Raw genomic sequence first — 15,503 nt, forward strand, 5'->3', positions numbered from 1 at the left:
GCCAGTGGCGCCTGAACATCACTATTTTTATAACTTTCTGCATCAGAAGGTCAGAATTCTAGGGCATTTCCTTATGTACCGCCTGTCAGGGAATAGCGTCGTGGTAGCCGCGATGCAATATTTGTGAACCAGGATTAACGAGCACATCCGGCCATACGCCACTCGGTATGCCCGCTCCAATCGTCTCTTGGCGCTAAGCCGCCAGCGTGCAATGAATCTGGCGGCCCCGCTTGAGCTTAGCAGCCCGACAAAAAACCACTACCACCTCGAACGCCCGCTCGGCTGCCGGTAGCGCACGTTTCATTGGTGACCGCGCTCGCTTTCCATTCGTGCGGAAATGAAACGCAGCGCCTGATATAGCGCCTCGGTTTTCGGCATCGCAAAACCGGCACTCTTGGCTGCAGCCAGCGGAGCAGCGTAGATGGCGTCGAGTTCCATCGGGCGGCCATGTGCATGGTCGTGGTACATGCTAGGCAGGTAGTTGGGCAGGTGATCGGTGGACATCATCATCCGGTCCACAAGCACGTCAGGCAGCGGATAGCCACAAGCCGACGCCGCTCCACAAGCTTCCAGCATGATCGCCTTTACCAAGGCTCGACTGTCCAGATTAGCCATCAACGGCGCAGTGCCGGCGCCCAGCACGACCGAGAGACCGTTGTAAGGCATGTTCCACGCCAGTTTCTGCCAACGCGCCTGAGCCAGATTGGCGACTGCATTGGCGTCGACACCAGCCGCGCGGAACATCGCCACGCCTTCTTCGACCAGCGCCTGTTGTTGCTCCGGTAGTTTTGCCGAACCCGAGTGATAGCCAAGATTGACCCCACCAAGTGCTTGATGCTCGACGACACCCAGCGCCGAGCGGTGTGCGCAAATGAAACAGAGGCCGCCCAGCAAGTGGAGGTTTTCAGGCAGCATTTGGCGCAGGCCTTCTTCTATTCCAAGACCATTCTGCAATACCACTACCTTCGCACCATCCGCAGCCGCTTCAATGATTAATGGCGCAAGCTCCGAATTGTTGGTGCTTTTCGCTCCAACCAGCAGCCAATCACACTTGGGCATATCACTGGCGCTGCGATAGGCCTGCACGGCGTCCAGATGCAACGAGCCGTGCACCGCACTGTTTACTTGCAGACCATGCTCCCGCACCGCCTCGTATTCACTGCGCAGCAAAAAATGAACGTCATAGCCGGCACGGGCGAGCATCGTGCCGTAAAAGCCTCCAATGGCACCGGTGCCGATGATTCCGATTCGTGGACTAGGTGCAGTCATGAAAGAACTCCAACTTCAGTTTAAGTAATACGCCATTGACCAGCGGACGCAAATCAACCTTATCAGCGTCCCGGAGTGCCGCCCAGTCGCTGTTATCAGTTGTTCCTTCGACGCCTGAGGTGTCGCTGATTAGCCCGTACGCCTTCAAGGTCATTGTCGAGGCGACGCAATACGCGATAAGGTTCCGCTTCCCCGTTGCGCCCCTTAAGCCCTGCTCCGCCGCACCGGGATGGCTGGCGGACGGCATCCGTGACCCTGACGAGTAACACGATGGCTGATTTACCGATCGATGACCTTAACGTTTCCTCCAACGAGACCCTGATTACGCCGGATCAGTTGAAGCGTGAAATCCCGCTTACCGCCTCCGCATTGAGGACCGTTTCGGAAGGACGCCAGGTGGTGCGCGACATTCTCGACGGCAAGGATCATCGCCTGTTCGTCGTGGTAGGCCCCTGCTCGATTCATGATCTCAAGGCCGCACATGAATACGCCGAGCGCCTTAAAGGACTGGCCAGCAAGGTATCCGACAGCCTGTTTCTGGTGATGCGGGTTTATTTCGAGAAGCCACGGACCACGGTCGGCTGGAAAGGCCTGATCAACGACCCGTACATGGATGACTCCTTCAAAATTCAAGACGGCCTGCACATCGGCCGAAAGCTGTTGCTAGATCTGGCTGAAATGGGCTTGCCGACGGCCACCGAAGCGCTCGATCCGATTTCACCACAATACCTGCAGGACCTGATCAGCTGGTCGGCGATCGGCGCACGCACCACTGAGTCCCAGACCCACCGCGAAATGGCGTCTGGTCTGTCTTCGGCGGTGGGTTTCAAGAACGGTACCGATGGCAGCCTGACCGTCGCGATCAATGCGCTGCAATCCGTGTCCAGCCCGCATCGTTTCCTCGGCATCAACCAGTCGGGTGGCGTCTCCATCGTCACCACTAAGGGCAACGCCTACGGCCATGTTGTGCTGCGTGGTGGCAATGGTAAGCCCAACTACGATTCGGTCAGCGTGGCTGTCTGCGAACAGGAACTGAACAAGGCCGGCATCAGCCCCAACATCATGGTCGACTGCAGCCACGCCAACTCCAATAAGGATCCAGCGCTACAACCGCTAGTCATGGATAACGTGGCCAATCAGATTCTCGAGGGCAACAACTCTATTGTCGGGTTGATGGTAGAAAGTCATCTAGGGTGGGGTAGCCAATCGATCCCCAAAGACCTGGCCGACCTCAAATATGGCGTATCGATCACCGATGCCTGTATCGATTGGGAAGCAACTGAGAAAGCCGTTCTTGGCATGCATGCCAAGCTGAAGGACATACTGCCCAAACGCGTCCGCAGCTAATGAGAAAACGCCGCTTGCCGGCGTTTTTTATTCCTTATCAGATGTGTTCGCCGGGTTGCCCTGGCGCTCGATATAACTCTCCACATACGAACAGGACGGAATCACCGTATAGCCTTCACGCGTGGCGTAATCCAACGCATGTTGGGTTAGCACCGCGGCAACGCCACGACCGCGAAGAGCGTCAGGTACGAAGGTTCGGTAGATATCCAGGGTTTGCTTACCCAGATCGACATAAGCGAGATAAGCGCGATAACCATCCACGGTGGTCTCGAATTGATGGCCTGCCCGATCATGATGGATGGTCAGCTTGTCGCTCATCTCGCCTCCTCTGCAGGCTCGCCCTGCCCTGTCATCGCCTTGAGGTCATGCGAAGTCCGCACCCCCTCGTTTCTTATTAGTTGGACAGCGCATGCTACCGCCATGCAAGACATGGCTACAAATGCTTTGAAGTTTTGCACTGCGGCGCAGCCAACGCTGTCGACGATACATTACTCAGTTGCGGGCGCGTTTAGAAAAGTGCAACTTTTTGGCCCCGACATCGGTCCATGTAACGAGTGCAACGGCTGGCTCTGATTGTTTTTCAACCAACTTAGCCAGGTGCGTGCCGAAAAAGAAATGAGCTTGCAGAAAAATTGTAGTAGCCGCTGCTTGCCTCCGTTTACTTAGCGCAACTTATCGGTAGTATGTGCGCGCCAACTTTCCATAACGGAAGTTGCCATGGATTTCATCCTTAAGGGGAACACGATGAACAACGTTCTGAAATTTTCTGCTCTGGCTTTCGCCGCAGTTCTGGCTACTGGTTGCAGCAACAGCATGACCAAAGAAAGCGAAGCCCGTCTGACCGCGACTGAAGACGCCGCTGCCCGTGCTCAGGCTCGTGCCGACGAAGCGTACAGCAAGGCCGACGAGGCTATGCAAGCGGCTCAGAAGGCTCAGCAGACTGCTGATGAAGCCAACGAGCGTGCACTGCGTATGCTGGAACGCGCCAGCCGCAAGTAAAGCTTCAGGCGAAAAAAAGCCGACCTGCAACAGGTCGGCTTTTTTATGGGCTACCGATTAACAACCACCCGACAATTCACGCAATTCAGAATATCGGCTCTTCGTGGCTACTGGCCAACGCCTGTCCCTGTTCGGCGATCTGAATTGGCAAGCCATCTTCACCTGCGACGATTTCGCGAACCATCTCCCAATCCAATTGCAGCGCACCAGCGGCCTCGTCACGCTTCAGCAGCGTGTTGATTACCACCGCGTGCTTGTCCATGAGAGTCATATGCCCGTCCTCGTCTTCCAGCGGCGTATGAGCCTCCAGATACACCTTGCCCTGACTAACACCGAACTTGTACGGCTCATCAATGATCCGCACCTGGGTTCCGACCTTGACCAACCCCGCCAGCTCGAGAACATTGTGATTGAGCATGCGGAAACAACCGTGGCTAACACGCATGCCGATGCCGAATTTCTTATTCGAACCATGGATGAGATATCCCGGCAGCGCCAGGCTCATCTTGTACGGCCCCAGCGGGTTATCCGGCCCTGGCGGAACGACCTTCGGCAGCGGATCGCCCTCGGCGGCATGCTCATCTCGAATCGACTGCGGCGGATACCAGGCCGGATTGCTGGTCATGGCCGAAATACGGGTCGCGCCCACCGGTGACCCCCAACCTTCGCGACCTATTCCTAGCGGGAAGGTATGAACCACACCCTTGCCCTCCGGGTAGTAATACAGACGGTACTCAGCGAGATTGATCACGATGCCTTCACGCGGTCCCGGTGGCAGAATGAAACGCGTCGGCAAAATGATGTCGGTACCCTCGCCCGGCAGCCAGGGATCCACGCCCGGATTAGCCGCGATGAGTTCCAGGTAGCCAAGGTCATGCGTCTCGCCTAACGCTGCGAAAGTGTCCTCGTACTTGGCCTTGATCACCTGAATCTGGCCGACCACGTCTTCACCTTCCGGAGGTAACGGCAACTCAAGAGCCGCGCACTGCCCGGCCAACAGTAAAGCAGCGAATGAAATACAGGAGGCGACTGCAGACGCGCGCGAGAGCATTCAGGGTTTCCTTGGGAATGGGTGATCGGTGTTGCTATCGATTGTACTCGAAGGGGCAGCGGCCGCCGAGTTACCAGGCGCTGATGGCAGACGGAAGGCCTTTGCGCTGCGCGCTGAGCACCTCACGGCATGCCGTGCAAAGTCGCCGATCCTTGAGCACCGAGCGCTCCAGATCTTGCCAGTGCGGTTGCGCAGGCAAGAAACCGCCGCAAAGCGTGCGATCGACCCGGCCGCTCAATTCCAGTTGCCGCAGCGCCAGATGCAGCCGGTTCTCGCGGCAAGCAAACAGGTCGAACTGCTCGTCCGGAACGATGAGGCGATAGGCAAATAGGGTCCAGGCTGGGCGCGGCATCTGAGGCTCCGATCGAAGGGCGCGACAGTAGCCGCGCGTAGACCTCAAAGCAAGGGTTCGAGCGCCACCCAGGCGTTGTCCAGCAGCCGTTGCTGCGCGCCGGCCACGGGATGTACGCCATCGGATTGCATCATTCCGGCAACCCCTCCTATACCTTCGAGAAAAAACGGTACGTAGGGCAGCTCCTTTTCCTCTGCAAGCGAATCGAACGCGTTGGCGAACGCAGTCGTGTAGCGCTGCCCCAGGTTCGGCGGCAAACGCATGCCGAGCAGCAGAACCTGGGCACCTGCCTGGCGCGACTGCTCAACCATCGCCGCAAGATTCTGTTTCAATCTGAAGGATAGAGGCGAGACCCAGTAACCACAAGGGTTTCAGCCAAATGAATGCTCAAGCTGCACCGTCAATTGTTAGAAATGTGTTAGAAGTTCCGCTCGCCAAGCCGTGGCACTATCGCCGCTCAGGTACGTACTATCTCAGGGTCCGACCGCTTAGCCTCAAGGGCTCCTGTACGCTATCCCTACGCTCCACTGATAGACCGACCGCGATGACCACCAGCAAACAGCTCCTATCGACACTCAGGGCCTTCCACCTTGACAACCCAGAGGCAACCTGGGAGGAACTCCGCGACCACCTCAGGGCTACCGCTGAGGACCTTCTGGCATCCCCAACTGATTGGGAACTGCTCGACACGATGGGGCTCGTCTACTCAGATATGCGCGAGGACCTCCATAAGTTTGCGCGCACTGCCCCACTTACCGCTCCTCAAGCGAAAGCCGTGGAGATAAGCAGGCGGATCATGCACGAAGCGGAGAGACGTATTGACGGACACCCTAAAGGCCTCGCATCAATCATAGACGAGCTCGATCACGATTCTGCTTCTGATAGAGAAAGACTCGCTTCTGCCTCCCTATCTGTAAGTCCACCTCAGGGACTCCCAGCGACCATTGAGGAACCCAAGCCCCTATCGTGGGAAGACCTGTCGGACAGCTACATGACTGAACACTCGGTCAATGTGAAGGTTTCCACGCTGGGAGCCCTTCGGACGGCTCATACGGTCATTGGAAGGGCCTTTGAGGCTGTCGGCGTCTCAGACCTAAGCAAGCACAAGCGGGAAGACCTAATAGCCGTGCGGACGAACCTGCTGGAATCCCGCAAGCCGTCCACCGTGAACAACCTGCTCGCCACCCTCTCGACAGTCCTAAAGTGGGCTGAGGCGAATGACCTGATCAAGAAGGCGTATACAACCAAGCTCAAGCTCACAAAGTCCACCACGAGCGAACGAGAGGGTTTCACTGAGTCCCAGGTAGCGAAAGCCATGAGTCATGCCAATGGGCTCCCTTCAACCTCGTGGCAACGCTGGGGCCTGTCTCTACTGGCTATCACTGGGGCTCGTGTGGGGGAAATCGCACAGCTCACCAAGGAAGATATCAAGCAGGTCGATGGCTGCTGGTGTATCGACATCAACGAGAGGGGCTCCAAGAGCCTAAAGAATAGCTACAGCTCGCGTCTGGTCCCGCTGATCGACGGGGCCTTGGGGTTTGACCTGACGGCTTTTCTTGAAGCAATCAAAGCGGGGGCTTTGCCATCTGACAATGGCATCAACCCGATGAACGCCAGCCGTGGTCTCGGCGCACTCCTCAGGGAGGCGCTTGGGGAGAATCGAGCAGAGAACCAGACGCTCCACTCCTTGCGTCATTCGATGGCCTCCAGGCTCCAGTCGAAAGGGACACCTCTGCCCTTCGCTCAGGCGATCCTTGGTCATGCGTCAGGGGCTATTTCATACGATGCCTATGGCAACAGCATCCCGATAAAGGCGCTCGCTGAGGTGCTGGAGGACATCTACTGTTGAACGGTAGACACGCTGGGGCCCTTGGTCTTTTGGGTCGAACGGACTGATGGCATACTGACACCATCGTTACGCCATAGATGGACCTTGTATGCGCTCTTTAGCTATTAGCCTCACCTTGTTGGCCTTATCTGGCTGCTCGTCCTACTCATCAAATTTGCAGGTGGGTAACGGTCAGTCGTACCTGAGCTTGAAGGATCAGCGCGAAGCGGTGCGCTTGGTGAAAGTCTACGATGCTCTGCCCAGCGGCGCGGAAGTCCTGGGTGAGGTTTCGGCGGGACGTTGCCATCGGAGCTTTGTAGAGCAAGCTCCAAGCGAAGCCACTGTTATTACCGACCTGAAAGTAGCGGCGTATGCCCAAGGCGCAGATGGAATAACCAGCATCAACGTGTCCAAGGATTCCGGCTTAAACCGTAACTGTTGGTATGTTCTTGGAGGCAGAGCGACGGCATTTATGTTGAAACAGTAGACAACGGCGAAATATAGTGGCTATATGCTACCCTCGCTCGGTGTGACTCACTGCTTCCGTAGTACCACACCGAGAGTTCCCAAAGGGAACCCAGGTCCACCCAAGGGCTTGGCACCAACGTAATGCAACGCAACGTAAAGCAATTTCCTAATGTCGTTCTATAGGAGCTTTACCTATGCCTGCTGCAAACATTGGTATCCCGCTGTCCTCTCAAAGCCGTCTCCGTGCCGCCTTAGTGCCTCGTTTCGTTGAGCACTTCGGTAACTGGCTGTCCGACCAGAAAGCGTTAGGCCCTGGGGCGCACGAAGCACTCTCCTACCTCGAAAAGTTCGACCCTCAATCGACCGCTACCGATACGGTTAACTTCACCATGGGCTGGTTCCGGCCAGACTTCAGGCCAACGCCAATCGCGGAGCTTGCTGATTTTCTTGGCGGTTTCTCCCTGGAGTTGTCTAATTGCCCACGCATCGCTGATGAGGACGAGTTCCACAGATGTTCGCGTCTGGTAGGAACGACCTTAATCACAATGCTCGCAGACTCTACCGGGATCATCACGGTTCGGCAGGATGGGACCGACTGCGGCTCCTTCGCGTTGAACCCTAAGACCACGAGTCGAGCGCCAGTGAGACATCCGCCAGCTCGGCGTCTTCGAGATGATGCTGCGGAGGGCTCACCCCGTACCGAAAGGATGCTTAGGGCTCTCCGCGACATGCGAGACCTTCGGGAGCGTCGGCAGCTCCGAGCGGCTTGGTGATGGGTTGTGATATGCGAGAAATTGTTGAGGAGCTTCGAGGCATCCGAGAGCATCTCGCTGGCCTCCACGCGGCGGCTAAAAAGCGCTCGGCTTACCATTTATACGGCAGGCTTGATGGAAAACGGACGCTGGTGGAGATGCACCAGCAAGAGTTCGACAAGCAAGCTCTACGCTGGAAAGTTCTTCAGGGAATGACCCAAGAGGAATTCGATAACTTAACCATCCGTACGCTGGAAAGGCTAACCAGCAGGACACGCCGGGAGCCACCTCAAGAGTAGAAACGCTCGGCCTCGTCGGACTGCTGAGCGCATTCAGTTATGCAGACGGCCAAAAGTCCTCACTGAAAGACACCAACTCAGTGAGGTAACCAAATGAGCAACGACCCGTACACAAAGATCAAGTCCCAGGGTGGTCCGTTTGACACCCTCATCAAGGAAGCCGCTGACACCCACGGGGTTTCCTACGCGCTACTCCACAAGCAGCTATTCCTTGAGTCCTCCTTCGACCCGAATGCTAAGAGCCCAACGGGTCCCCGAGGCATCGGTCAGTTCACCAAGGCCACCGGCAAGGCTTATGGCTTGGTCAACGAGGAGGACTTCTACGATCCTGCCAAGTCAATCGACGCAGCCGCTCGGCACATGAAGGACAACCTGAAGCTCGCCGGTGGTGATGAGATGAAGGCTCTCTTGGCGTACAACCAAGGGGCTGGCAAGTTGGGTCGCCCCCAGCTCGAAGCATATGACCGAGGGGACTTTGGGTCCATCTCGGAGGAGGGCCGGAACTACATGGCGAAGCTGGCGGATGTCGCTAAGGTCGGCAAAACGACTGAGCTTACCGACTTCGTAAAGCCCTCAAGCGCCTCCGTCGAGGCCGGAGCTATCCCGTTTAATGGCTCGTCCATGCACATGGGTGGCAAGGAAGTCCCCGAGAAAACCCAGGGCTTCAAGGAGCTGCTCCACGAGACCACTGGCCGCACTGATGATAATGAGGACCCTCGGTTCTTCGAGGGCACCGGCATGGCGATTGAAGGTGAACTGGAGCTGTCCCCGCTTGGGATGGCTATTCGTGCCGCTTTAGCAAGCGATGAGTTGGACTTCAGTGAGTCGTTCGCGATGTTGCACGATGCCCGTAATGATCCGTTTCAAGGCGGAAAACTCACCGACTGGACCGAGGATGATTATGACAAGGTCCGCGCTTCTGGCCTCGATCCACAGTTCTATGATGTCGTTCTCCGTGGTCGCCGGGAGAACTTCGAGTCGAACCTAAATCTGGCCCAGGAGAACCAGCGAACTGATCAGATGATCCGTTCTCAGGGATTCGGCGCTCAGGTCATAGGAGGTGCCGCAGGGTCGTTTGGTGACCCTTGGACCTTGGTGAACCCAGCAAGGGCCACAGGTGTGAAACTTGGGCCCCGGATTGCTGGCGGGGCCATTACAGGTGGGCCGATAAATGGCTTTTCTGAATACGATTCGGCCAAGGCGTCAGGTCGAGAGGAGAACCTGCTGATGGCTATTGCGGGTGGGGCTGCTTTCGGTGGGGTCCTCAATGGCATCTTCGGGCCTCGTCCGTCGACTACCAAGGCTTTTGAGATGATCGACGAGTACGACTTCCGGTCGTTCTCCGGTAGCTTGCATCGCCTTCAGAACCGCGAGAAAGCCCGTCTTGAGGGTCTTGAGGAAGACCCAGCGGCAATGCCGTACCGGGTCGATATAGACGTAATCAAGGAGGACGCAGCGGTTCCCTACATGGATGTCCCATTCGATTCCGCAGCGGCTCGGATGCCAGACGGCACCATCATTAGTGGTGGGTCACCCTTGAATCCAAAGACGCTCAAGGATTTCCGCGAGATTGACCCCGAGCCTGTACGTGCTAACGCTGGGGTTCGCCTGGGGAACATCACCGAAATTGGCCTAATGCTTGGCCGGTCTCAGGACCTTGAGATTCGGGGTCTCGCTAATGATCTGTTCCGGTCACCTACAGGGTATCAGGACGCCTCTAATGGTAAGTTCGGGGCTACCGCTTCGGACATCGTGGATCGCCTCAGGGCTCAGGATAACGTGGCGCATAACGAGTTCCGTGGGATTCTTGATGAGACACTGAGCGACCCTTACTGGCACAACCAGTCACTATCAGCAGCAGCCAAGGAGGAAGTAATCAGCCGCAAGGTGGTTGAGGCTATGGAGGACCCTACTGGCAATCACCGGCTAAACCCAGCTGAGCAAAAGCTACTTCAGTCGCTCAAGAAGCACATGGAACAGAAGTGGCTGTTCATCGAGAACCCCGGCCAGTTCGGCAACCCGAGAGCTAAAAGTCTCCTCAGCGAGACGAGGCACCAAGGCAGCTACTTCCCTCAGCGATACAGCACCCACGCCAAGCAGATGATGATTCAAAAGCTTGGTGGTGCTGATGGGTTACAGGAAGCTATCGCCCGGTCCTGGCTTACCAGTTACGCCAAGCGTCCGGCCACGCGAGCCCGTGTGGAGAAGATGATCGAGGAGAAGCTGAAGGCCGAAGGGATCGAGAAGCCGACCGCTGAGGAAGTCATGCAGGCAGTCCAGAAGTACGCCAAGGATAAGGCTTACGGTATCAGTCACACCGACCAATTCAACAGTAGCTCAATCATTGAGGAACACCTAAAGGACGGCGCTGGGCTGGGAAACAATGCGTACCTCGAAGCGCGGAACCTGTTCGATTCGGACGTTAAGGTAAACCTGCCAGATGGGACGCTGTTCTCCGTGAATGACCTCCGTGAATTCGCTGTGATGCGTGTGGTCCCTCAGTACGATCGCCGTGTTAACGGTGACATCGCCATCATGGGCGGCACTGGGAAGTCCACTGAGGAACTCAAAGCAATCGCAGAGAAGGCCAAGCAGCGCGCGCGCGGCGCTGATGGTAACCAAGAGGCAGATGCCCTCATGGGTGCCCTCAAGTTGCTCACCGGGCGCTCCCGTAGGGCCAAGCCAGAGGATGCCTTCGAGACGATGCTGCGGGCCACCATGGATGTTGGGTTCGTCACGAAGAACGCCTTCATGGGCATTCAGAACTTCACTGAAGCGGCCAGTCTGGTGGTCAAGGGGCACCTGAAGATGCTCACCCATGGTGTTCCGTATCTCAAGAACCTGACAACTGCTGGTACTAATCTGAGCCCTGAAGATATCAAGCAGGTGCACACCATAGTTTTCGGCAAGGAGCTAGATGACCTTATTAGACCAACCCGGATGGACATCGTGGATCGCCTGAGGGAGCGTCATGGGGAGTTCTGGGCGCAAGCCGCTGGGGCAACCAAGTGGGCAACGGGAGAACTTGCAGCTCGCTCTCCGTTCACGGCGTTCCTCCGGGAAACCAGCAACTACATCATGGACGCTGGACGCCAAGGGGTCATCGTGGACCTTGCAGATAACGTGCTTAATGGCACGAGGTCCAGTCTGTTCACTGACGCTCGGCTTCGCTCAGCGAGCATCACACCGGAGCAGATGGCAGGCATTGAGGAGCTCATCAGGTCTCACTTCAGGCGTGCCGCCGACGGTAAGTGGAGCTTGGAGAACCCTGAGGCTCTCGCAGCGGACCCCCGCTCAATGGACCTTTGGCGTCTGGGTGATGCTGTGGCCGATGAGACGATCCTAAGGCCGCATAAGGTTTCCTATCAGATGGTCGAACAGAAATCGGCTTACTGGGCGGCAGCTCTGCAATTCAAGATGTTCGTTCTACGAAGCATCAATGCCCGAGTGATGCGCGGATGGTGGGAGTCGACCCAAGGCGGAAAGCAGCAGGCTTTCGACCAAGCGCTAAAAGGCATCGTGTCGGTTGGATTGGCTACTGGGTTCTATGCGGCCCAGGCGCACATGAAGTCCTTCGGGATGCCCGAGCGGGAACGTGGTGACTACCTGAAGAAAGCCCTTGATCCCAACATGCTGGCCTATGCGGCATTGTCGCGGAGTTCGCACGTTGGGGCTCCCTTGGGTGCTGCTGGTTTCCTGGCGGCTCCCCTTGGTATGGACATGGCGGCAGCAGTGCGAACGTCAATCCTACCGAGACAGGATCACAAGGAGCGTGACGACCAGCCCATCAAGTATGGTGCCCTACGGTCCAGCGACATTCAGGACTTCGGGTCACGCTTGGCTGAGCAGGTCCCAGCGGCTCAAGTGGTGGCGAACGGGTTCCAAGGGGTCAACTCAGCGCTGGGCCTGATGGCTGATAAGCGTGGCAGTGATGCTCAGGGATACCGAACGGCTCTATGGAACGCCTTGCGTCACTTCGTTCCGAACGACCCAGGTAGCCAAAACCTAATGCTTCGATTGGCTGAGGCTCACGGGGTCGATAAGGCCCGGTAAGCCACAGGTTCCACGCCCCTCAATGAAAACGGAAGGTAAGCCGTGCGAGAAATCGTTGCGGCCCCTTCCGTTTTTTTTTCGGCCTCGCATTGATCGCCTCGAAGTGGTCACCACAACGCCTGGGCCTCAGGCAACCGTTGAGATTCACCAATGGACCACAAGCGGAGACGCCAAGGTCTTTATCTATCAATTGGCCGACATACTGGGTCGGATCGAAATCACGAGATAACAACCAAAATGAAAAACAACGCCAACACAACGCAAACCAATAACAACGCTATGCAGTTCACCAAGCAGTCCTTCATGGGGATAGAGCTGGACATACTCGTGGGTCACCCAGAGCATGACATCCTGTTCATTGCTACTCAGGTGGCACGGGCAGCGGGCTTGAAGGACCCAAAAGGTGCCGTGAACAAGGCCAGAAGACTGAGCCACTATGGGGTCTCTCTTAGCGATGTGCTGGTGGCGCATTCCGCCACTTGTGGTATTCCAGCAGACGATCAGGGGCATCGCCTACGCTCTACCACCGTGCTATTCACCGAGCGTGAAACCTACGAGATGCTCGCAAGGGGTAACGCGCCTCAGTCCCAGCCGTTCCGCGATTGGGTCTTCGGTGAGGTGCTCCCATCGATCCGCAAGAAGGGCTCTTACAACGTCAACGAGTCCACCACCAAGGAGGGCATGCAGTTCTCCGGGGAGTTCGCAGCGCTTCACGCCAAGATCAATGGACTGGAGGCGATGCTCAAGGAGCTTCTGGGGCGTCCTGTAGCCGGTGCTGCTGAGCCAAGTCCCTACGAGGGGACCACTATGTCCTCTCTTTCGGACAACCTCCTATTCGACCGCCGTACCTTCCGTGAAGTCGGTGAGTCTATCGGGCTGGTTCGCCCTGGGATCGACAAGCTGGAACCCTATGTCCTGCCGGTCACTTGATGAGCCAAAAGTCCTCACTAAAAGGAGGACACAACAGTCCTCACCTTTGGAGGACAACATGAAAACAATCAAACCGCTTCCCGATCTTGAAGAACTGCGACGTTGCTTCAAAGTTAACCCAGAGTGCCCATCCGGCTTAGAACGGATCGGCGCACCAAGCCCCGTGCCGGGTGGGCGTGCTCGTATTGGCAAGCTCGGAGCGACTGGGGGAATTGGCTCTGACGGGTACTGGCGCGTCAACTTCAAGGGCTCAAGCTACCGTATCCATCGGATAATCTGGGCGCTTACTCATAACCGGGACCCGCTGGAGCTTGTGGTAGATCATCGGGACGGGGACGTTCTGAACAATCACCCTGACAACCTGAGGGCCTGTACCGAAGCTGAGAACCTTCAGAACAAGCGATCCCCTGGACGGCGAGACGGCGCGGTCTCGGTGGGGCTCCCTAAAGGCGTGAAACGAAAGGGGGACGTTTACGTCTTCACGATCATGGTGCGTGGGGAGGTCCATGTGGCTGAGCTGGCGAACTCAAAGGCCGCTCATGACTATGCCCGACAGGTCCGCGATGAGCTACATGGTGAGTTTGCACGGCACGACTGAGCGGCAGTAGCACGCCAGTAGCCAAAAGTCCTCACTAAAAGGAGAGGCCCTTGGTGCCCTCCCTTCGACTTCCCAAGGTCAGCCAATAAGCTGACTCAGGGTGACCCTTCATACCTGATCGTCCGACCGTGACAGCGCTCAAGCCGTTGACTACGGTTGACCTCAGGCCCGGTAGTCGAGCCGGGGTGAGCTGTAAGTAAGCCGGGTGTGTCCCGGTCGTCTTTGGGAGGTGGTGGCCCCAGTGACGCTTACAGACGCGGGTGGCTTTTACTTAAAGATTACTGAGAGATCATCTTCTTATTCTCTTTAAATAATCTTTAACTCAGTGATTTCTCTGAGGTTCTCTGAGACCTTTGGTTCTCCTAAAGTTGGGCAGGTCTTGCCAGACCATGACCCTGATTGCTAAAGGTCGGAGCCCTCATATCTCACGGGCGTCAAAGCGACAGCTTAGGTGGCCCGGTGCGTCAGTCCAAAGGGTTGAGCCTGGGCACCTTAGACAAGACCGCTCAGACCATCGACCCCACTTGTCACCACTGAAATACCAGAAGCTCCTCGACCGTAACGGGTCTTGGGGCTTTTTTTCGCAATACCTGACAATTACAGTAGGATATTCCTATGGGCAAGCTAAAGGCTGCTTACTGGCTGCTGGTGGTTCTGCCCTGGGTCATCTCTTTAGCCGCTGGGATGGCCGTGAGAATCCGGCAGAAAAATCAGAGAGCCCATATCAATATGAAACCCAGCGCCCAATCCCCCGTGCCGCCCCCTCGGTTCCTTGGGTCTCTAAGGTAAACCGTGGGTCGTCTGGGCAATCAAACGGGTGCCCCGCTCGCCTATTCCGTGCACTGCCTTGGGGCTGTAAGTGTTAGAACTCTGTTCAGTCAGTGTTAGACATTAGGGATATGATGCCGCTACGCTTGGCACACTCGCTCAATCCTTACGATTGAATCAGAGCAGCGGTTCGAGAGTAGGCCAGACGTTATCCAACAGTTTCGATTGTGCTTCAGCAGTTGGATGGATTTGGTCACCCTGCATCATGGAAGGCACACCAGCCACGCCCTCCAGCAGAAACGGGACCAGCGGGACATCGTGCTCAGAGGCTACTTGGGGGAACACTTTGGCGAACGCCTCGGTGTATCTCTTGCCCAAATTAGGGGGCATAAGCATCCCCAAAATGAGCACCTTAGCACCCGCTTCCTGTGACATCTCAACCATCGCCGCAAGATTCTGTTTCAATTGCGCCGGCGATTGGCCACGCAAGCCATCATTGCCGCCAAGCTCCAAAATCACCACCTCCGGCTCATGTTCTTCGAGCAGAGTGGGCAGCCTGGAAAGCCCGCCGGCAGTGGTGTCGCCACTGATCGACGCGTTCACCACCTGATAGTCCGGTGTCTCCGCATCGAGGCGTTGCTGGAGTAAATGCACCCATCCCTGGCTGGTTTCCAGCCCGAAAGCCGCGCTGATACTATCCCCGACTACCAGCACCGTCCCCGCCAGGGCTCCCTGAGCCCAGCACAGCAGCACCAGAACTCCAATTTTTAGCCACTTTCGCATCGGAAT

Annotated in this window: 13 protein-coding genes and 1 pseudogene; 8 read left to right on the plus strand and 6 right to left on the minus strand. The window is 56.7% G+C overall.

Annotated features, from left to right (window positions below):
• Positions 1–300 precede the first annotated feature (300 nt).
• On the minus strand, positions 301–1,269 hold the full coding sequence (locus NAV33_RS02060; protein ID WP_255976387.1) for a putative 2-dehydropantoate 2-reductase: 969 nt from the start codon (positions 1,267–1,269) through the stop codon (positions 301–303).
• Between the two features lie 270 nt (positions 1,270–1,539).
• Between NAV33_RS02060 and NAV33_RS02065 the strand changes: the two genes are divergently transcribed.
• Positions 1,540–2,616: a 3-deoxy-7-phosphoheptulonate synthase gene (locus tag NAV33_RS02065; protein ID WP_255976389.1), complete on the plus strand. Its 1,077-nt coding sequence runs from the start codon at positions 1,540–1,542 to the stop codon at positions 2,614–2,616.
• A 27-nt stretch (positions 2,617–2,643) separates the two neighbouring features.
• Here the strand turns inward: NAV33_RS02065 and NAV33_RS02070 are convergent, their stop codons facing one another.
• Positions 2,644–2,934, minus strand: coding sequence for a GNAT family N-acetyltransferase (locus NAV33_RS02070; RefSeq protein ID WP_255976391.1), 291 nt, complete (start codon positions 2,932–2,934; stop codon positions 2,644–2,646).
• 426 nt (positions 2,935–3,360) lie between these two features.
• Here NAV33_RS02070 and NAV33_RS02075 point away from each other — a divergent pair, with 426 nt between their 5' ends.
• Positions 3,361–3,615: an Lpp/OprI family alanine-zipper lipoprotein gene (locus NAV33_RS02075; RefSeq protein ID WP_025241419.1), complete on the plus strand. Its 255-nt coding sequence runs from the start codon at positions 3,361–3,363 to the stop codon at positions 3,613–3,615.
• An 85-nt stretch (positions 3,616–3,700) separates the two neighbouring features.
• Here the strand turns inward: NAV33_RS02075 and NAV33_RS02080 are convergent, their stop codons facing one another.
• From NAV33_RS02080 to NAV33_RS02090, 3 genes and pseudogenes are all read right to left on the minus strand, one after another.
• Positions 3,701–4,666: a L,D-transpeptidase family protein gene (locus tag NAV33_RS02080; RefSeq protein WP_255976393.1), complete on the minus strand. Its 966-nt coding sequence runs from the start codon at positions 4,664–4,666 to the stop codon at positions 3,701–3,703.
• Between the two features lie 70 nt (positions 4,667–4,736).
• Positions 4,737–5,018: a hypothetical protein gene (locus NAV33_RS02085; protein WP_255976395.1), complete on the minus strand. Its 282-nt coding sequence runs from the start codon at positions 5,016–5,018 to the stop codon at positions 4,737–4,739.
• Between the two features lie 44 nt (positions 5,019–5,062).
• Positions 5,063–5,353 (minus strand): annotated as a pseudogene (locus tag NAV33_RS02090) (arylesterase); the annotation flags it as partial.
• A gap of 209 nt (positions 5,354–5,562) precedes the next feature.
• On the opposite strand from NAV33_RS02090, the gene NAV33_RS02095 reads away from it, so the two are divergent.
• The 6 genes from NAV33_RS02095 (at position 5,563) to NAV33_RS02120 (ending at position 13,946) form a co-directional block, all read left to right on the plus strand.
• Positions 5,563–6,867 carry a tyrosine-type recombinase/integrase gene (locus tag NAV33_RS02095; RefSeq protein WP_255976397.1) on the plus strand — a complete coding sequence of 435 codons (1,305 nt, stop codon included), beginning with the start codon at positions 5,563–5,565 and terminating at the stop codon, positions 6,865–6,867.
• 88 nt (positions 6,868–6,955) lie between these two features.
• Positions 6,956–7,333, plus strand: a complete 378-nt coding sequence (locus NAV33_RS02100) for a hypothetical protein (RefSeq protein ID WP_255976399.1) — start codon at positions 6,956–6,958, stop codon at positions 7,331–7,333.
• Between the two features lie 765 nt (positions 7,334–8,098).
• A complete protein-coding gene (locus NAV33_RS02105; RefSeq protein ID WP_255976401.1) occupies positions 8,099–8,365 on the plus strand; it encodes a hypothetical protein in 267 nt (88 codons plus the stop codon).
• Between the two features lie 93 nt (positions 8,366–8,458).
• Positions 8,459–12,418 (plus strand): transglycosylase SLT domain-containing protein, encoded by a 3,960-nt coding sequence (locus NAV33_RS02110; protein ID WP_255976403.1) that lies wholly within the window; start codon positions 8,459–8,461, stop codon positions 12,416–12,418.
• A 279-nt stretch (positions 12,419–12,697) separates the two neighbouring features.
• Positions 12,698–13,348 carry a BRO-N domain-containing protein gene (locus tag NAV33_RS02115; protein WP_255976405.1) on the plus strand — a complete coding sequence of 217 codons (651 nt, stop codon included), beginning with the start codon at positions 12,698–12,700 and terminating at the stop codon, positions 13,346–13,348.
• 58 nt (positions 13,349–13,406) lie between these two features.
• Complete coding sequence (locus tag NAV33_RS02120) at positions 13,407–13,946, plus strand: HNH endonuclease (protein ID WP_255976407.1); 540 nt, start codon at positions 13,407–13,409, stop codon at positions 13,944–13,946.
• A gap of 945 nt (positions 13,947–14,891) precedes the next feature.
• Here NAV33_RS02120 and NAV33_RS02125 read toward each other — a convergent pair.
• Positions 14,892–15,497, minus strand: coding sequence for an arylesterase (locus NAV33_RS02125; protein ID WP_255976999.1), 606 nt, complete (start codon positions 15,495–15,497; stop codon positions 14,892–14,894).
• Between the last annotated feature and the right edge of the window lie 6 nt (positions 15,498–15,503).

This window comes from Stutzerimonas stutzeri, assembly GCF_024448715.1.
Classification (GTDB): Bacteria; Pseudomonadota; Gammaproteobacteria; order Pseudomonadales; family Pseudomonadaceae; genus Stutzerimonas; species Stutzerimonas stutzeri_AR.